The sequence below is a fragment of the Flavobacterium sp. TR2 genome (genome assembly GCF_025252405.1).
Classification (GTDB): domain Bacteria; phylum Bacteroidota; class Bacteroidia; order Flavobacteriales; family Flavobacteriaceae; genus Flavobacterium.
In genome coordinates, this window is record NZ_CP104307.1 from 3,643,955 (window position 1) to 3,662,127 (window position 18,173).

The 18,173-nt window shown below is 34.6% G+C and carries 15 protein-coding genes; 14 read left to right on the forward strand and 1 reads right to left on the reverse strand.

Translation table 11 applies throughout. The features are described 5' to 3' along the window. Positions 1-282: 282 nt before the first annotated feature. The 4 genes from N4T20_RS16060 (at position 283) to N4T20_RS16075 (ending at position 2,831) form a co-directional block, all read left to right on the forward strand. Positions 283-813 (forward strand): RNA polymerase sigma factor, encoded by a 531-nt coding sequence (locus tag N4T20_RS16060; protein ID WP_260670138.1) that lies wholly within the window; start codon positions 283-285, stop codon positions 811-813. Continuing rightward, entirely contained in the window at positions 813-1,601 is a 789-nt protein-coding gene (locus tag N4T20_RS16065; RefSeq protein ID WP_260670139.1) for an anti-sigma factor, read from the forward strand. Before N4T20_RS16060 ends, N4T20_RS16065 begins: the two co-directional genes overlap by 1 nt. Before the next feature lie 84 nt (positions 1,602-1,685). Next, entirely contained in the window at positions 1,686-2,075 is a 390-nt protein-coding gene (locus N4T20_RS16070; protein ID WP_260670140.1) for a DoxX family protein, read from the forward strand. 24 nt (positions 2,076-2,099) lie between these two features. Continuing rightward, a complete protein-coding gene (locus tag N4T20_RS16075; protein ID WP_260670141.1) occupies positions 2,100-2,831 on the forward strand; it encodes a DUF3667 domain-containing protein in 732 nt (243 codons plus the stop codon). 67 nt (positions 2,832-2,898) lie between these two features. Here N4T20_RS16075 and ccsA read toward each other — a convergent pair whose 3' ends face one another. Beyond that, a complete protein-coding gene (gene ccsA, locus N4T20_RS16080; protein ID WP_260670142.1) occupies positions 2,899-6,120 on the reverse strand; it encodes a cytochrome c biogenesis protein CcsA in 3,222 nt (1,073 codons plus the stop codon). A 287-nt stretch (positions 6,121-6,407) separates the two neighbouring features. Between ccsA and N4T20_RS16085 the strand changes: the two genes are divergently transcribed. The 10 genes from N4T20_RS16085 to N4T20_RS16130 all read left to right on the forward strand — a co-directional run bounded on the left by N4T20_RS16085 (position 6,408) and on the right by N4T20_RS16130 (position 18,154). Next, the gene (locus N4T20_RS16085) at positions 6,408-7,169 is read left to right on the forward strand and encodes a Rossmann-like and DUF2520 domain-containing protein (RefSeq protein WP_260670143.1); all 762 of its coding nucleotides are present in this window, start codon (positions 6,408-6,410) and stop codon (positions 7,167-7,169) included. Continuing rightward, positions 7,153-7,680, forward strand: a complete 528-nt coding sequence (locus N4T20_RS16090) for an HAD family hydrolase (protein WP_260670144.1) — start codon at positions 7,153-7,155, stop codon at positions 7,678-7,680. The genes N4T20_RS16085 and N4T20_RS16090 overlap by 17 nt, the downstream gene beginning before the upstream one ends. Before the next feature lie 72 nt (positions 7,681-7,752). Then, positions 7,753-8,679, forward strand: coding sequence for a geranylgeranylglycerol-phosphate geranylgeranyltransferase (locus tag N4T20_RS16095; protein WP_260670145.1), 927 nt, complete (start codon positions 7,753-7,755; stop codon positions 8,677-8,679). Further along, complete coding sequence (locus N4T20_RS16100) at positions 8,672-9,256, forward strand: Maf-like protein (protein ID WP_260670146.1); 585 nt, start codon at positions 8,672-8,674, stop codon at positions 9,254-9,256. Before N4T20_RS16095 ends, N4T20_RS16100 begins: the two co-directional genes overlap by 8 nt. 10 nt (positions 9,257-9,266) lie before the next feature. Continuing rightward, a complete protein-coding gene (locus N4T20_RS16105) occupies positions 9,267-9,797 on the forward strand; it encodes a mechanosensitive ion channel family protein (protein WP_260670147.1) in 531 nt (176 codons plus the stop codon). Positions 9,798-9,898: 101 nt separating this feature from the next. Continuing rightward, positions 9,899-10,999, forward strand: coding sequence for an AI-2E family transporter (locus N4T20_RS16110; protein WP_260670148.1), 1,101 nt, complete (start codon positions 9,899-9,901; stop codon positions 10,997-10,999). 126 nt (positions 11,000-11,125) lie between these two features. Continuing rightward, the gene (locus N4T20_RS16115; protein WP_313771874.1) at positions 11,126-12,910 is read left to right on the forward strand and encodes a hypothetical protein; all 1,785 of its coding nucleotides are present in this window, start codon (positions 11,126-11,128) and stop codon (positions 12,908-12,910) included. Positions 12,911-13,095: 185 nt separating this feature from the next. Beyond that, positions 13,096-13,617, forward strand: coding sequence for a hypothetical protein (locus tag N4T20_RS16120; protein WP_260670150.1), 522 nt, complete (start codon positions 13,096-13,098; stop codon positions 13,615-13,617). A gap of 207 nt (positions 13,618-13,824) precedes the next feature. Further along, complete coding sequence (locus N4T20_RS16125; RefSeq protein ID WP_260670151.1) at positions 13,825-15,450, forward strand: hypothetical protein; 1,626 nt, start codon at positions 13,825-13,827, stop codon at positions 15,448-15,450. Between the two features lie 172 nt (positions 15,451-15,622). Next, on the forward strand, positions 15,623-18,154 hold the full coding sequence (locus tag N4T20_RS16130) for a PIG-L family deacetylase (RefSeq protein WP_260670152.1): 2,532 nt from the start codon (positions 15,623-15,625) through the stop codon (positions 18,152-18,154). The last annotated feature ends 19 nt before the right edge of the window (positions 18,155-18,173 follow it).

Sequence of the window (18,173 nt, forward strand, 5' to 3'; positions counted from 1 at the left end):
TATCCATATGCCTCTTAATAATATTTTAACAACAGCTTTTTTTGACTCTGTATAACACATCTAAGATTTTTCTTATCGCATTTAAATTCATTTACGTAATTGGATTGTTTTTGGTTTTAAAAAAAGTAAAAAAAAGTGCATTATTTTTCTGACCCCTTTATTTTCTTAGGTTTTGGACTATTAAAAAAAAATAAAAAAATCAGAAAAAAATAAATTAACTTTATAAACGGGTTAACGCCTAATAGCTTAACATTTAATGTTTAAACTTAAAAATCCAAATCTATGAGTCAAGAAGAACTGTTAGTTTTAATTTACAAAAAGGACGAAAAAGCTTTTACGCATTTGTACGATATGTACTCAAAAAGTTTGTTTTCTGTCATTCATGTCCTAATCAAGAATCGCGAAGAGGCAGAAGATGTGCTTCAGGATGTTTTTGTTAAAATCTGGAAAAACATAGATTCCTACAACGAGAGCAAAGGCCGATTTTATACTTGGATTCTCAATATCGCCCGAAACACGTCGATCGATAAACTTCGTTCTAAAGACTTCAATAACAGCCAAAAAAACCTTTCATCAGATAATTTCGTAAATCTCTTAGATGAGAGCAACAAATTGAGCCATAAACTTGATGCAATCGGAATTCAGGAATTTGTAAAAAAACTGAAACCAAAATGTATTGAAATAATCAATTTATTATTCTTTAAAGGATATACCCAGCAAGAAGCTTCAGAAGAATTGGCACTGCCACTGGGAACTATCAAAACGCAAAACAGAAACTGTATTAACGATTTACGTAATTATTTGAAGATATAATGGAAGCACAAGAATATATAGAATCAGGAATCTTAGAGCTGTACGTTTATGGCTTGCTAAGTGAAAAAGAAAATCTTGAAATAGCCGAAATGGCCAAAAAGAATCCAGAAATGGATCAGGAAATTATTTCGATAGAAAAAGCTGTGATTGCTCTTTCTTCAAGCTTCTCTCCTTTCCATTCTGTAGAGAATTTTGAGAAGATTAAAGCTCGCCTTGAACTGAAACACGGAAAAGTAGTCGAAATGAAGCCTGCTTCAAATTGGGCGCAATATGTGGGCTGGGCTGCAGCTGTACTTTTACTGTTAGGTTTAGGATACCAAACTTTAGAATTAACAAAAACCAAAGAAGCAATTTCTACTGTTGGGAATGAAAAGAATAAAATTCAAAGAGAATATGCCTTTTTAGATCAGCAGAATAAAGAAACTGAGAAAAACCTGACTATTGTAAGAGATATTAAAAATACTGGAGTAACCCTAGGCGGACAGGCTGTATCGCCAACATCTTTTGCAAAAGTATACTGGAATAAGCAGACTAAAACAACTTATATTGATGCTGCCGGTTTGCCAGCTCCTCCAAAAGGAATGGTCTATCAGGTATGGTCTTTAAAATTAAGTCCTGTTCTTACTCCAACAAGCATTGGCCTACTGGATAATTTTGAAGGAAACAAGCAGAAAATATTTGCTGTAAATCAAACCGATTCAGCAGAAGCTTTTGGAATCACTTTAGAGCCAGCTGGCGGAAGCCCAACTCCGACAATGGAACAGCTTTATACTTTAGGAAAAGTTTAATTTTAATCTTTCATAAAAAGCTAAAAACGCATATTTACTGTAATATGCGTTTTTTTATTATTTTTATTTGACCAAAACCACTTTATGACAGGAACCTTACTTTTAAGAATTGCTATGGCTATTATTCTTCTTACCCATTCCGTTTTTGGAATGTTTAATAATGGCATAAACGATTTTGGAAATCTTTTTCTAAATCAGATCGGTTTTGCTCCTTATGGCGTGTTTCTTGCCTGGAGCATCAAATTGTCTCATGTTGCAGCAGCAATACTTCTGCTTGCCAATAGATACGTTAAACTTGCTGGTTTTGTTACCATTTTTGTTCTTATGATGGGCATTATTCTAGTACATTTCAAAGAAGGCTGGTTTGTTGTAGGCGGCGGAAGAAACGGTGTCGAATATAATTTTCTCCTGATAATTGTTTTATTAGCAATTATGTTCCCTGATGGCATCTCAAGAAAACAAAGCAATTCATAAACATTAATAAAATTTAGAGTTAAAATGGAGATAACGTGCAAAAACTGCCATCAGATTTTTAAAGGTCATTATTGCAGCAATTGCGGACAGCCCGCAGAAACACACAAGATAAACGCTCATTTTTTATGGCACGATATTCAGCACGGTTTATTGCATTTTGACAAAGGAATTCTGTACTCTTTAAAACAATTGTTTACCAGACCTGGCCATTCTATCCGTGAATTTATTGAAGGCAAAAGAGTTCGTCACTTTAAACCTTTATCTCTTGTTGTAGTTTTGGCAACGCTTTACGGCTTTATGTGCCACTATTTTGAAATTAATTTTTTCAAAAATTCATCAAGCGAGTATCTAGATTATGATCATTTGAATGAATGGTTTGCAACTCATTTTTCTTGGGTTACAATTGCGACAATTCCGTTTTACACCATAGGAACGTACGCAGTTTTTAGAAATCAAGGATACAATTTTGTAGAGTTTTTTGTGCTTAATACATTTAAGGCTTCTCAGAGGCTTTTTGTTCAGATTTTAATGTTTCCTGTTTTGCTATATCTAAACAAAACAAATCATATACAGCAATTCTCAAATATAACTTATGCTATAGGTTTGATTTTAATATTCTGGACTAATATTCAGTTTTTCAACAAACTATCAAAAACAAAGGCTTTTTTACTGTCTATTTTAAGCCATATCATATTTTTCATTTCGTTTTTTGCTTTCTTAACGATTGTGTTTTTATTGAGCGGAAAGTTTTCTTAAGAAATCAAATTTTAAGCAATAAAAAAGGGTTCAAAATTTGAACCCTTTTTCTATGAAATACGAATGATTATTTTTTTACTTTTTTAGTTTTATAGTATTTTCTATATTTTGGATAAGTAACTGCTCCAATTATAGAAATTGTTATCAAACAATAATAAATCCAGTTTAACGAATGTGCTTCACCGCTTGCATAAGAGTGTAGCCCCACTAAGTGGAAGTTTACTCCGTAATAAGTAAACAAGATTGATACAAAAGCATACATACTCATTAAGTTAAAGAACCATTTTCCTCTTAATGCTGGAACAAAACGCGCGTGAATTACAAAGGCATAAACCATAATTGAGATTAAAGCCCAAGTTTCTTTTGGATCCCAACCCCAGTAACGTCCCCAGCTTTCGTTTGCCCATTGTCCTCCTAAGAAGTTTCCAATTGTAAGCATGATAAGACCAATTGTAAGAGCCATTTCGTTGATGTAACTTACTTCTTTGATATGCAGATCCATTTTGGCTTTGTTTTTATCATTCGTAAAGAAAATCAATAAAAGAGCCACAAATCCTAAAATCATTCCTAAAGCAGTCGGACCATAACTTGCTACAATTACTGCAACGTGAATCATTAGCCAATAAGAATTAAGAACTGGCTGCAAGTTTGCAATTTCTGGATCGATCCAGTTCATGTATGCCGCCATTAAAATCATTGCGGTAACAAACGCTGATGAAGCCACTGTAAGTTTCGATTTTCTATCAAAAGCCAATCCGAAGAACATGGTTGACCAAGCCACATATACAATAGATTCGTAAGCATTACTCCAAGGTGCGTGACCCGAAATATACCAGCGTGCAATTAAGCCTAAGGTATGAAGCCCAAATAACAATCCGATGATAATATGGAAACCGTTTATAGTAATTCTAAGCCACTTTTTCTCAAAGAAAATATTAAGAATAGTAAACATCAGCATAAGAATAGATGCTGTAATGTACCAATAAGGCAATACTTTGAAAACATCATACTTATTATAAGCGATCTCAGCATCAATTTTATCTTCGCTTGGCCTTACTTTAGCTCCAAATTTCTTTTGGAAACCATTAATGCTTTCTACCAAATTATCAGCTGTATCAAAGTTTTTCTGAATTGAACCATTGTTTAAAGCACTAAAATATAATGGAAGGATTTGTTGAACATAAGTAGAATCCATTCCTTTAAAACCTGCATTATCACGTTCTAAGTAAGAAACCCATTTGTTTCCAGGATCATTTGGAACAGGAAATATTTTTAAAATACGGCCACTTAAAGCAGATTCCATTAAGTTTACTTTCTTGTCTGTTTCGACAAAATCTTTCTCAAAATTATTTGGATTTGCCGCTTTATATGCCGCATCTAAATAAGGAGATAATTTATAATTTCCTTGCTCATCAAAGAATTTTACAAATGGAGCGTACTGATCTTTTGAATCAATTCCGATGATTTTACGAATACTATCGTTTCCAGATTTAATATAAATTAATGGTATCTGAATCCAAACCTGAGCATACTGTGTCATAGATAAAAACACTTGATCTGAATTCATTCCGTTGTACGTGTCTTTATGGCTTACTTTACGAAGCAACTCAGATGAAAACGTGTTAATTGGCTTCATTCTACCTCCAGCATCCTGAATAATCAAACGTCCAAATTTTGCCGCGTGAGACTCTGGCGCTTTATAAATAGTCAATAAAGAATCTAACTGTTTCTGACTAGGCGGAGCCGTAACATGATTTGCATGGTCATTTGGATCTGCAGAATGCGCGTGATCATGAGTGTGATCGTGTGAATGAACATGAGGCGTTTGCTGTGCAAAACCGTTTAAACCAATCAATAAAATTAAAATGGTGATTAATTTTTCCTTTTTCTTCTGAATCGCATCAAGTTTGCGTTTCAAATCTCCGAAACGAGAATGTTTTGTAAACATAATAGCCATTAAACCGATGTATAAAAGAAAATAACCTAAATACGTAATATTAGTTCCCCAAAAATCATGGTTTACAGATAAAACTGTTCCTTTTTCGTCTGGATCAAATGAAGATTGAAAGAAACGGTAGCCTTTATGATCCAAAACATGGTTCATAAAAATGTCTGCATCAAAAGTTTCTGTAGAATCTTGAACGGTTACTTTACTTTTAAAAGCAGAATAACTCTTTTCTGTTCCTGGATATTTATCTGCAATAAAATCGTTTAAACGAATTTTAAATGGTAAAACATAAGCTTTACTTCCGTAGAATAAAGAATACTCAACCTTACCTATTTTCACTGTTTTTGGTTCTCCAATTTGTCCTTTAGAACCAAAAAGCATTACTTCTTTTTCTTGTCCTTCTGCTTTTACTTTTACAACCAAAGCATCAGTATGAGATTTTGCTTTAAAGTCATTATTGGATTCGTAATCCACTTTACCTTTCAATGGAGGTTCTGGAAATACAATTCTAATATCTCCAATGCTGTATAAAGAGCGCATCATTAAAGGCTGTACATTATCTTTTGTAACTTTTCCTTTAAACTGATCTGCCATTCGCATAAACTCACCCTCAAAAGGAGTTTGAATCGTGTATTCTTTTCCAGTTGTATTAATATTGATTGCTCCATCTGTCTGCTTATTTAAAGCAAATAGAACATTGTGGATATTTTGAACTTCACCTTCTTTTAGGTAATGTTCTTCACGTCCGCCAGCTCCGGCTTCAACCAATTTAAGGTATAAAGTTCCATTTGGATCTGGCTTAACCACTTCTTTGGCTCCCATGATATAGTTTGAATACGTAACTTCAAAAGGAGTTTCATCGAATTTTCCTGAAATGCTGAAATCATTGTTTGTCGCAGGAGAAAGTAAAAGGCTTTTTTCGAAAACTCTTCTCTTCATTTCGCCTTTATATTCGCCATCAGCGAAAATAGTTAGAAAAGTCTTATCTGAATATATTTGGTTTTCTGCCGCGCCTTCGCGAATTGGCATCATTCCTTCATAACTGATGTAACGCGTAATAAAAGCTCCCAAAATGATAAAAACAAAAGCAAGGTGTAATATTAGCGTTGCCCATTTTTCTTTTTTATGCAGTTGGTATTTTTTGATATTTCCGAAGAAATTAATCATAAAGATGGCCATAATTGCCTCAAACCACCATGTATTGTAAATTAGTATTCTAGCCGTATCGGTATTGTATTTACTTTCGATAAAAGTTCCAACACCCATTGCAATTGCAAATGCTAAAAAAAGAACGGCCATTAATCGTGTAGAAAACAAAAAAGAGAATATTTTTTTATCCATTTCTTAGGAATTACATTGTATAAAAGTGCGACAAAAGTACTTAAAAATGTTGATTAGCAGTCTTTGCCTTTTGTTAATAAAAACCAAAAATAGGAACTATTTTTCAAACAAATTGATAATATAGAAAGTTTAAACCTACAAAATTAATATCCATTTTTTGATTAATTGGTTTTGCCAAAAAAGCGTTGCAATTCTGGTAAAAAACAGCAGGCAATAAAAAGTTCAAAAAAGCATTATCTATATTCAAACCGCCCTGCATTAAAAAAAATAATACTAATTTTGCTTTCATGATTCAGATAACAATAATCGGTTCCGGCAACGTTGCGCAGCATTTGATAAAGGCTTTTTCTGCCAGCAAAATTGTTGAAATCAAACAGGTTTTTTCGAGAAAGAAAGAACCCCTTCAGCATTTAATTAATGATGAAAAAATCATAACCGATTTAAGCCAATTGCAAACAGCTGATTTACATATTATTTCAGTTTCAGACAATGCTATTCCAGAAGTTTCAGAACAGCTTCCGTTTAACAACCAGCTAGTGGTTCATACCTCAGGAACATCTTCAATTGAGTTTCTAAACCCCAAAAATCGTCGAGGCGTATTTTATCCGCTGCAGACATTTTCTAAGAGCAAAGAATTAGATTATTCTGTAGTGCCTTTCTGTCTTGAAGCAGAAAACACAGCCGATTTTAAACTTTTAGAAACCGTTGCAAAGAGTGTTTCTACTGCGGTATATTCAATCAGCTCCGAACAGCGAAAAGCACTTCATGTAGCCGCGGTTTTTGTGAGCAATTTTACGAATCATTTATACCAAATGGGACAGGAAATCTGTGAAGAGAATCAAGTTCCTTTTGCTATTTTAAGGCCTTTAATTCAGGAAACCGCTGATAAAATAAATACTCTCAATCCTATTGACGCCCAAACAGGGCCAGCCATACGCCATGATTCAAGTACGATTAATGCGCATTTGGCTTTTTTACAAGACGAAAACAAAAAAAATATCTATAAAATCCTAACACAATCTATACAGCATAATGGCAAAAAGTTATAAAGAATTAATGAATGACATCACAACCTTTGTTTTTGATGTAGACGGCGTACTTACAGACAGTTCTGTTTTTGTAACCAATGAAGGTGAAATGTTAAGAACAATGAATATCCGTGATGGTTTTGCGATGAAAGCGGCAATTGAAAGCGGATATCATGTATGCATTATTTCTGGCGGAAGCAATGAAGGCGTACGCATACGTCTTCGCAATTTGGGCATTACAGACATCCATTTAGGAACTCCAGATAAAGTAAAAACTTTTACAGCATATACTGAAACTCATGCTATTAAACCTGAAAATGTTTTATATATGGGAGATGATATACCTGATTATCATGTCATGAAATTAGTTGGGCTTCCAACCTGTCCTCAAGATGCAAGCCCTGAAATTAAAAATATTTGCCGTTACATTTCGCACGTAAAAGGCGGACGCGGCGCTGTAAGAGACGTTATCGAGCAGGTAATGAAAGTACAAGGAAAATGGATGGAGTACTTTAACGGACAACACGATTAAATAAGCCGCAGTTTTCAGTTAGCGTCGCCCCTTTGAACCTTTGTTCCTCAAAACCTTTGTAACTTCAAAAAAATGAAATTCCTCAAACTCATTCGTTATAAAAACCTTTTAATGCTTGCTTTTATGCAGCTGCTTTTTCGTTATGCCTTTTTAAAACAGCAGGAAATTCCGCTTGCGCTGTCTGACTGGCAATACGGACTGCTCGTTTTAAGCACTGTTTTACTGGCTGCTGCAGGTTACGTTATCAATAATATTTATGATGTTGGAACCGATAGCATCAACAAACCTAATGATGTTGTTGTCGGAAAAGGAATTACAGAAACGGCCGCCTATAACATTTATATCGGTTTGAATATTTCTGGAGTTGCAATCGGGTTTATTCTTTCAAACATCATAATGAGGCCAACTTTTGCTTCACTTTTTATTCTAATCGCATCGCTCCTATATTTTTATGCAACGACACTAAAACAAATCATGATTTTAGGCAATTTTGTTGTAGCGCTGCTTTTGGCTGTGAGCGTTCTAATTATTGGAGTTTTTGATATTTTTCCGGCCACCACTAACGAAAATCAGGCTCAGATGGCAAGTCTTTTCTCTATCCTGATCGATTATGCGCTATTTGCTTTTATGATTAATTTTATTCGAGAGATTATAAAAGACATTGAAGATGTAAATGGCGATTATAATATGGGAATGAACACGCTGCCTGTCGCAATTGGCGTAAAACGAGCGGCAAAAATAGCATTAGGTTTTGCCATTATCGCATTTATTCTATCTGGCCTTTACTGCAATACCTATTTTATGCAGAATAAGCTATATTTTGCTGTTTTTTATGCTTTTATCACTGTTTTGGCCCCTTTATTATATTTTATTGTAAAAATATTTGACGCTAAATCTCAAAAAGATTTTCATCATTTAAGCACTATCTTAAAACTCATTCTGTTCTTCGGAATTTTATCCATTCTGGTTATTGCCTTAAATATCAAATACAATGCTTAAAGAAAAATTAAAAAAATATAAAATCATTCTAGCTTCGGGATCGCCTCGCAGACAGCAGTTTTTTAAGGATTTAGATTTAGATTTTGAAATTCGCTTAAAAGATATTGAGGAAATTTATCCGCCTGAATTGAAAGCTGCTGAAATTACCGATTATCTTGCCGAATTGAAAGCTAGTGCGTTTGAAGGAGAACTGAAAGAAAACGAAATTTTGGTTACAAGTGACACTATTGTTTGGCACCAGAATAAAGCTTTAGGAAAACCCAAAAATGCCGAAGAAGCATTTGCAATGATCAAATCGATGTCCAATGCCACTCACGATGTAATAACTTCGGTTTGTTTTAAAACTGCCCACTCCTCTACTCTATTGCATGATATTACCAAAGTAACATTCAACGATCTATCAGACGAAGCGATTTTGTATTATATCGAAAATTACAAACCTTATGATAAAGCTGGCGCGTATGGAATTCAGGAATGGTTTGGTTTTATGGCAGTTGCAAAAGTAGAAGGTTCTTATACCAACGTTATGGGACTTCCGACAGCCAAAGTTTATGAATTTTTGACTACATTAGTGTAAAAAATTATTTATGTTTTCTTTTAAAGAGTATAGCCGCGAAATAATAGCCACAATCATTCTTATTGGAATTTTGATTGTGCTTCGTATGGTAATTGCCAAACTAATAAGACGATTTGCGGCTACAAGCCAATTGTTTGAACACCGAACCAATCTCGTTATAAAGTATATTAATATTTTGATGAATATACTTGTGGTGACGATCTTAATTATAATTTGGGGAGTTCAGACGGAAGATATTTTCATTACCATTTCTTCTATTGCAACTGTAATTGGTGTTGCCATGTTTGCGCAATGGTCTATTTTGAGCAATATCACTTCAGGAATGGTTTTATTTTTCTCTTTTCCTTTTCGAATTGGAGACACAATCAAAATACATGATAAAGATTTTCCTATTGAGGCTGAAATTGAAGATATTAATACCTTCCACGTAAGCTTAAAAACCAAAGAAGGCGAAAAAATTATTTTCCCTAACAATTTACTGCTGCAAAAAGGGATTTCTATTATTCCGGCAAAATACGAGGAACGTGAGTTTTTTGATTAAAATGTAATGGAAATTTTATAACGGGCAAAAGAAAAGCTGGAACATAAAAAGGCAAATAAAGTGTAATATTTGTTCTATAAATTCAGCTAAATAAAATTAAAATGACTCGGCCCATAACATTACCCTTTTATGCAAAACTTTCTTTTATACTGGTTACCTTAATTTGTTTTGCATTTATTTTTTGCATCGGAAAAGATATTCTTACGCCCATCTTAATGGCATTTCTTTTTGCTGTTTTACTGCTTCCGATTTTTACTTTTTTAAACACAAAATTTAAATTTCCGAGGCATCTCGCAGCAATAGTCTGCCTCATTATTTTTATATCTGTCATTGTCGGAATTTTGGTTTTTATCTCTTACCAAGTGACTTATATGGCAAATGACTTTGATACCATTAAGAAAAATGCCAACTCTTTTATTCTTGAAATTCATAAATTTATAAGGGAGAATTTCCAGGTAAGCATAGGAGACCAGAAAAAATATCTGGATTCGGTTACCAAAGATTCTGTCAAAACGGGTCAGGCAAAACTAGGCTCGTTTATAATTTCTGTAAGCGATGTTCTCTTAGACAGCATGATTATTATTGTCTATACTTTTCTGTTTTTAATTTATAAAGAACATTTCAAATTATTTTTTGCCAAATTGATCAAACAGGAAAATCATTCCGTTTTGCAGGATATTTTATCTCAGATCAAAGTTTCGATCAACAACTATATTGTAAGCCTAATTATCGAAATGATCGTAGTCTCTGTGCTTACCAGCTTAGGTTTGTGGATTATCGGCATCAAATATTTCATTCTGCTCGGATTAATTACAGGAATTTTGAATCTGATTCCCTACATCGGAATTACGATTGCAGGAATTATTACCATTCTGGCTTCATTGACAGGATCTGGAGAAACATCTGTAATTCTCGGAATTTTAATTGTAAATATTATTGTTCAGTTTATTGACAATAATCTTCTTGTTCCTTTAATTATTAATTCTAAAGTAGAAATAAATGCTTTTGTTTCTATTATGGGAATTATAGTTGGAGGCGCCGCAGCAGGAGTTGCCGGAATGTTTCTGGCTATCCCTCTTTTGGCTATTTTGAAAATTATTTTTGATCGAATTGAATCGCTTTCCGCTTGGGGTTATCTTATGGGCAATCACGTTCCGAGAAAATTTGTATGGCGAAAAAGAAAAGTCACAACAGAAAATTAAAAAAAGCGTTATGCTAGCATAACATTTATTTATTCCTTATATTCATAATACATAAAACTATCTGAAGAAAACTACCGAATGTCTTTATCCCAAAAAATATTGTTTTTTATTTTGCTGTGCCTTTGTATGCAATGCGCCCAAGCACAAGTAAATGAAAACAAAAAAGAACCGAAAAAGGAAAAGGACACTACAGAAATCTATACTAAAATCAGGAATTACTCTAAGAAAAATAAATTTACGCAGACCATGCATAAATTGTTTTTCAGATCTAAAAAACCAAAGAAAAAAGAAGAATTGCTTGTTGCCATTGATTCGACCAATTACGAAGGAAAAATTATTCGAAAAATCAATATTATCACTTTAGATCCATTTGGATACTCAGTTGCAGATACCACGCAGGTTCCTAAAAATTGGGGAGAAAGAATGGGTAACAGACTTCACTTAAAAACCAAAAAAATTGCCATCCACAATTTGCTGCTTTTTAAGAAAAACACGCCATACAATACGTATAAAGTTTTAGAGACCGAGCGTTTGATTCGTGCCCAGCGTTATGTTACAGCAGTTAGAATTTCCAATCAAAGTGTTGGACAAGCCTCAGATTCGGTAGACGTTACGATTCGTGTTTTAGATTCCTGGAGTACAATTCCGAGGTTTTCTATTTCCAGCAATCAAGTTTCGGTTGGTTTTAAGGAAAAAGACTTTTTTGGAAGCGGACAGCAGTTGGAATATCGTTTTACCAACCGTTTTGATGATGGCCGAAATGCTAACGAAGTGACCTACACAGTTCCAAATATCAAAAATACCTACATTGGTACTGTCTTGCATTATAATATGGATTTAGACAATAACTATATTAAAAGTATAGATATTGAGCGAGACTTCTACTCTCCTCTGACCAAATGGGCAGGAGGTTTTTATATGGACGAAAGTTTCAGAAAAGATACGCTTCAGGCTCCAGATTCAACATTTGCCTATCAGCCAAAAAAATACACTTCGCAAGATGTTTGGGCTGGCCATGCTTTTAAAATGTATGAGGATAATAATAAAGCCATAACCAACCTTATTGCAACAGCTCGTTTCTTGAACGTCAATTACAGCGAATCGCCTTCAGATCTTTATGATCCCAATCACTTTTATTCTTCTGAAAAGCTAATTCTGAGCGGAATTGGATTGAATACGCGAAAATTTATCAAGGACAGTTATATTTTTAGAAATGGACAGACAGAAGACGTTCCGATAGGACGAATATATGGCGTAACTTTTGGCTATCAATACAAAAACACGTTTTGGAGACCTTATGTTGGAGCTCAATTCTCTTTTGGAAATTATTACCGTTTAGGTTTTCTGAGCATGAATTTTGAAGCCGGCACTTTTTTCCATCAGTCCAAAACCTATCAGACCTCATTTTTATTTGAATCCAATTATTTTACAAAATTATATAGCATTGGAAATTGGAAGATTAGACAATTCGTAAATCCGAAAGTTGTAATTGGAATAAATCGCGATGATATTATTGGCGATCAATTGAACATCAATGAAGAAAATGGTCTGGCAGGATTCAATTCTTATTTGTTCGGAACGAGTAAAGCCGTTTTATCACTGCAGACACAGACGTATTCGCCCCATGCATTATTAGGATTCCGTTTAAATCCTTTTTTTAATTACTCAATCGCCGTCTTAGGAAGCCCCGAAGTAGCAATGACGAAGAGCAAGCCTTACTCTAAACTTACCGTAGGACTATTGATAAGCAATGACTACTTAGTTTTCAGTTCGTTCCAGCTATCGCTATCGTATTACCCAAGCATTCCGCAGCAGGGCGATAATGTATTCAAAACAAATACTTTTGAAACCACCGATTATGGACTCCAAAGTTTTGAACTAGCCAAACCTAGAGTGGTCAATTATCGATAATTTTTACTTTTTTTTGATTTTTTTTAAGAAATCAAAAACCTTTGTAAATCAAATAGTTAATAGTTTTTCTGTTTTAGTTTTCTCGTCGAAATGCATTTTTATTCGACAAAATACACTTCAATATTTTTTTTGGCACAGTATATGAATATCCCTATTCAAGATTAACATTTAAAAAAACAAAAAAGATGAAAACGATAAAATTAGCAATCGCCGGATTATTTCTACTGGTTGCAAACGCCACACAAGCCCAAGTATCGATTAACGTAAACGTTGGAGCTCCACCAGCATGGGGACCAGTAGGATATACAGAAATGGAATATTACTACCTTCCAGATATTGAGGCTTATTATGATGTTCGTGCTGCTCAATTTATCTATTTCGGAGGAGGAAGATGGGTAAGAGCAACTTACTTACCAAGACAATATAGAAACTATGATTTGTACGGAGGCTACAAAGTAGTTTTAACTGATTATCATGGTAGAACTCCATATGTATACTTTGACCGTCATAAAGTAAAATATTATAAAGGATATTACGGAGCTCCACAAAGACCATACAAACCAAGACCTGTATATGGCTACAATGACAGAAGAGATTACAGACGTTACGACAAACACGACAAGCACTACGATAAACACCACGATAAGCACGACCATCACGATCACGATGACGATCATGACCATGGCCACGGGCACGGAAGAAGATAATTGCTAAATTAGTAGCAATCAACACAAGAGAGTATCAAAAAAATGATACTCTCTTTTTTTATGATAATTTAGCTTTGAAGTTTTGTTAAAAATTTACATTTTGAATATAAATCACTGTAAAACAGATAGATTTGATAAAATTAACCTTTGTTTAATGCAATTATGACCTATATTTGCAGCGATTTTTTAACTCCCTAAAAGAATTTTATGAAAAAGAATGTTTATTTGCTTTCATTTTTAGCCCTGTCACTGTTAATAGGCTGTGACGATAATAATGACAACAAAAACGATGGTCAATCGTTAAACAACATTACCATTACCTCAGATCAATCTACTCTAAACAAAAGACTTGACTTGACAAATTCGGGGGTAATTTCGATTGAAAATGGTTCTCTGACAGGAAAATCTGCGGAGACAGCCAACACTTCTTTTCCATTAGTTCAAATTGCCGAGGTCAAACCGCCAGTTGATGCTAACGGAAAAACACTTCAAGCAAGCCATGTTACTGTAAACGGAAATTATGCTTATGTTTCTTATATCATGAGAGGCGACGCTTATTCTGGAGCAATTGATGTAATTGATGTTTCAGATCCTTACAAACCAAAATTGGTTACTTCTGCGTTAATTCCTAATACAGACATTACATCTCTTACTTTTTCTGGATCAAATTTAATTATTGGAGCAGCAAAAGATGTAGATAAAGATCCGCTTTTGGGTACAAATCCGGCAATTGTGCTTAATATGGAATTGAGCTCTGGACTGCTGACAGATAAATTAAAAACAAATTATTTAGAAAACAGAGTGACGACAGATGTTGCCGCTAATGCGTCTAATTATTTTGCCGTAACAGGAGACAACGGAAGTTTGTTCAAAATAAGCAGTTCTACTAAAGAGATTGCAGGAAAAACTGCTGTAGCCGACTTGCGCTCAATAGCTTTAACAAGTGATAAAGTGGTTACTTTGAGCGGTACGAAAGGTGTTAATGTTTACAGCCAATCTACACTTGCTCTGCAAAAAAGCTTTACAACATCTACAGATGTGAGCGGCGCAAAAAGAACAATGGATATTGACGGAACTAAACTTTTTGTCTCTGAAGGTCCAAATGGTCTTGGCGTATACGATATTAACAGCGGCTCAAAATTGCAGAAAATTGCAATCGCAACTGCTGGAGAAGATAATGTGACAAATGCTGTTTCTTTTAATGACGGCTATGCTTTTGTAGCAAATGGAGCTCTCGGACTAAATGTGTATCAATCTTCAACGCAGCTTAATTTATTGGGTTCTATTGGAATTGCGGGTTCTTCAAACTATGTTAAATCGAGCGGCAATTACATTTATGTTGCAAGCGGTACAGGCGGTTTGAAAATCATTAAAATGGAAAAGCCAAATACAGCTTTTGCAAACTGTACCTCTTATAGCGTCTACAATCAAGGAAAAGATTTAATTTTGAATTCGAACGAAATAAAATCGTATCAAGGAGGAACTTCTATTAACTCGGCAATTATTAATTCTAATGCTACTTTAACGCATTGCGGTTCAATAACAGTTCAAAACGGCTTAACTTTAAACAGCAACGGTACTTTTAACATGACTGGAAGCTTGTCTCAAGGAAAATACCAGCAATCTAACCCAACTGAGCTAATAATCAATAGCAATGCTCTTTTGCAAATTGAGGGTTCTGTTGTAATCTGGGGAGACTTGAGATTAAACAGCGGTGCTAAAATTAATTTTATTGGAAACGATTCTTCTATAACAATTTACGGTAAAGTGACCAAAGGAAGCAACGTAACCATTACGGGGACTTATAAAGACACCGAAAACAAACTGAAGTAACATTTTCAAAACACATATGTAAAAGCTGTTAGATTAGATTCTAACAGCTTTTTTTGTTTTTATTACTTCAAAGAAAGGTACAATTATTGTGCGTTAACAATTCATTTAAATAATCTTACATAAAATAATTACTATTTTTGGAATAATTTCAAAAAAACACCTAACACTCACCATGCAAAAAATACGGATTTATATCTTTCTTTTATTTTTTATCGGTTTTCAGGTTTCATTTGCGCAGCAGCCACAAAAACCAAATTCAGTTGAAATTTACAATCAAATCAAAAAGCTAAACTTTCTGGGTTCTGTATTGTATATTGCCGCACATCCTGATGATGAGAATACTAGACTGATTTCGTATTTGGCCAATGAAATGAATGCCAGAACCGGTTATTTGTCATTGACTCGAGGTGACGGAGGCCAAAATTTAATTGGTCCTCAATTGCGTGAATTATTAGGCGTCATAAGAACCCAAGAGTTAATAGAAGCCAGAAAAATTGATGGTGGCGAACAGTTTTTTTCGAGAGCAAATGATTTTGGTTTTTCTAAAAATCCCGACGAAACTTTAGATATTTGGGACAAAGATAAAGTCTTGGCCGATGTAGTTTGGACAATCAGAAAATTCCAGCCAGATATTATCATCAATCGTTTTGACCATCGCTCGCCAGGCACAACGCACGGGCATCACACTTCGTCTGCAATGTTGAGCGTAGAAAGTTTCAAATTGACAAATGACGCCAAAATTTATCCTGAACAATTAAAATATGTTTCGCCTTGGCAGGTAAAACGCCAATTTTTTAATACATCATGGTGGTTCTACGGAAGCCAGGAAAAATTTGATGCCGCTAATAAATCGAAATTTACAAAGCTAGAAACAGGAGTCTACTACACTGGTATTGGAAAATCGAATCAAGAAATTGCAGCTTTGAGCCGAAGCCGCCATCAATCGCAAGGTTTTGGAAGCACGGGAGTCCGCGGTCAGGAAACGGAATATTTAGAGCTAATTAATGGAGAAGCTCCAAAAGAACAAGACAATTTATTTGACGGAATCGATACGAGTTGGAACCGTGTGAAAAATGGTAAACCTGTTGGCGAGTTAATTTCTTCCATTATTTCAAATTACAATTTCAGCAATCCTTCAGCAAGCATTCCAGATTTGGTCAAAGCGTATTCTATGATTCAAACTTTAGAGGACACGCATTGGAAAGAAATTAAATCGGCTGCCATAAAAAACATTATCGCCTCTTGTTCTGGCTTATATCTTGAAGCCGTTGCCAGCGAACAAGAAGCAACTCCAGGAAGCACTATTAAACTAAGTCTTGAAGCGATCAACAGATGTGCCGTTGGAATGCAGCTAGTTAGCGTAACAACACTTCCAGATAACCAGACAACAGCTCAGAATATCGTTTTAAAGAATAATAATGATCAGAAAATCAATCTGCAAGTGCAGCTTCCTGCTACTATCGAGTACACACAGCCTTATTGGCTAAAAGAAAAAGCAACAGTAGGAATGTATACGGTTTCGAACCAAGAAAACAGAGGGATTCCAGATATTATACGAGACACAAAAGTGATTTTTAATGTAAAAATCAATGATGTCGAAATTCCCTTTGAACGTACAGTTGTCTATAAATATAATGATGGCGTAAAAGGCGAAATGTATAACTTTCTTGATATTGTGCCAGAGGTTACTACTTCTATCTTGGAAAGAGTTTTGATTTTTGGAAATACCAAAAGCAAAATGATTCCAGTAAAAGTTCGCGCAGGAAAAGACGATGTAAAAGGAAATCTTCAACTAGAACTGCCAAAGAGCTGGAATGTTTCGCCAAAAGAAATTCCGTTTGCTTTAGACAAAAAAGGCACTGAACAAGTTTTTTATTTTGAAGTGACTCCTCCAGTAAATCCAGAAGAAGTTACTGCAAAAAGTGTTGCTATTGTTGACAACAAACGCTTTGACGAAGACCAGACCATTATAGATTTTCCTCATATTACCAAACAAATGGTTTTAAAACCTGCAGAATCAAAATGCATTCGAATTGATTTGAAAATTTCTGGAGACGCCATTGCATACATTATGGGTGCGGGTGACGAAGTTCCAGAAAGTTTAACGCAAATGGGATACAAAGTTTCGATCTTAAAACCTGAAGAAATTACGCCTCAAAAATTAGATTCTTTCAATACTGTAATTACGGGAGTTCGTGCCTACAATACTGTAAATGCTTTGGCAAACAAACAAAACATACTTTTCAATTTTGTAAAAAGCGGTAAAAACATGATTGTGCAGTACAATACAAACGGCAAATTGGTCACTGATAAAATTGCGCCGTATCCGTTAAAATTGTCAAATGATCGTGTAACGGAAGAAAATGCTAAAATTACATTTTTGGCGCCAAATCATCCTGTTTTAAATACTCCGAACAAAATCACTACAAAAGATTTTGAAGGTTGGACGCAAGAGCAAGGTTTGTATTATCCTAACGAATATGATCCTGCCTTCACTCCTATTATTTCGTCTCATGACAAAGGAGAATCTGCAAAAGACGGAGCTTTGCTTGTAGCGCCATACGGAAAAGGATACTATATTTACACCGGTTTGAGTTTCTTTAGAGAATTGCCAGAAGGCGTTTCTGGAGCGTATCGATTATTATCGAATATTATTTCTCTAAAACAGCCTATTGAAGCTCCAAAACAAGATTTAAAGCAATAAAATATGGAAGCTAAAAAAA

What these genes read in the sequence shown, in the direction of transcription:
- N4T20_RS16060 (WP_260670138.1), top strand. Translation starts at nt 283, where the DNA reads ATGAGTCAAGAAGAACTGTTAGTTTTAATTTACAAAAAGGACGAAAAA.
- N4T20_RS16065 (WP_260670139.1), top strand. Translation starts at nt 813, where the DNA reads ATGGAAGCACAAGAATATATAGAATCAGGAATCTTAGAGCTGTACGTT.
- N4T20_RS16070 (WP_260670140.1), top strand. Translation starts at nt 1,686, where the DNA reads ATGACAGGAACCTTACTTTTAAGAATTGCTATGGCTATTATTCTTCTT.
- N4T20_RS16075 (WP_260670141.1), top strand. Translation starts at nt 2,100, where the DNA reads ATGGAGATAACGTGCAAAAACTGCCATCAGATTTTTAAAGGTCATTAT.
- ccsA (WP_260670142.1), bottom strand. Translation starts at nt 6,120, where the DNA reads ATGGATAAAAAAATATTCTCTTTTTTGTTTTCTACACGATTAATGGCC.
- N4T20_RS16085 (WP_260670143.1), top strand. Translation starts at nt 6,408, where the DNA reads ATGATTCAGATAACAATAATCGGTTCCGGCAACGTTGCGCAGCATTTG.
- N4T20_RS16090 (WP_260670144.1), top strand. Translation starts at nt 7,153, where the DNA reads ATGGCAAAAAGTTATAAAGAATTAATGAATGACATCACAACCTTTGTT.
- N4T20_RS16095 (WP_260670145.1), top strand. Translation starts at nt 7,753, where the DNA reads ATGAAATTCCTCAAACTCATTCGTTATAAAAACCTTTTAATGCTTGCT.
- N4T20_RS16100 (WP_260670146.1), top strand. Translation starts at nt 8,672, where the DNA reads ATGCTTAAAGAAAAATTAAAAAAATATAAAATCATTCTAGCTTCGGGA.
- N4T20_RS16105 (WP_260670147.1), top strand. Translation starts at nt 9,267, where the DNA reads ATGTTTTCTTTTAAAGAGTATAGCCGCGAAATAATAGCCACAATCATT.
- N4T20_RS16110 (WP_260670148.1), top strand. Translation starts at nt 9,899, where the DNA reads ATGACTCGGCCCATAACATTACCCTTTTATGCAAAACTTTCTTTTATA.
- N4T20_RS16115 (WP_313771874.1), top strand. Translation starts at nt 11,126, where the DNA reads ATGCAATGCGCCCAAGCACAAGTAAATGAAAACAAAAAAGAACCGAAA.
- N4T20_RS16120 (WP_260670150.1), top strand. Translation starts at nt 13,096, where the DNA reads ATGAAAACGATAAAATTAGCAATCGCCGGATTATTTCTACTGGTTGCA.
- N4T20_RS16125 (WP_260670151.1), top strand. Translation starts at nt 13,825, where the DNA reads ATGAAAAAGAATGTTTATTTGCTTTCATTTTTAGCCCTGTCACTGTTA.
- N4T20_RS16130 (WP_260670152.1), top strand. Translation starts at nt 15,623, where the DNA reads ATGCAAAAAATACGGATTTATATCTTTCTTTTATTTTTTATCGGTTTT.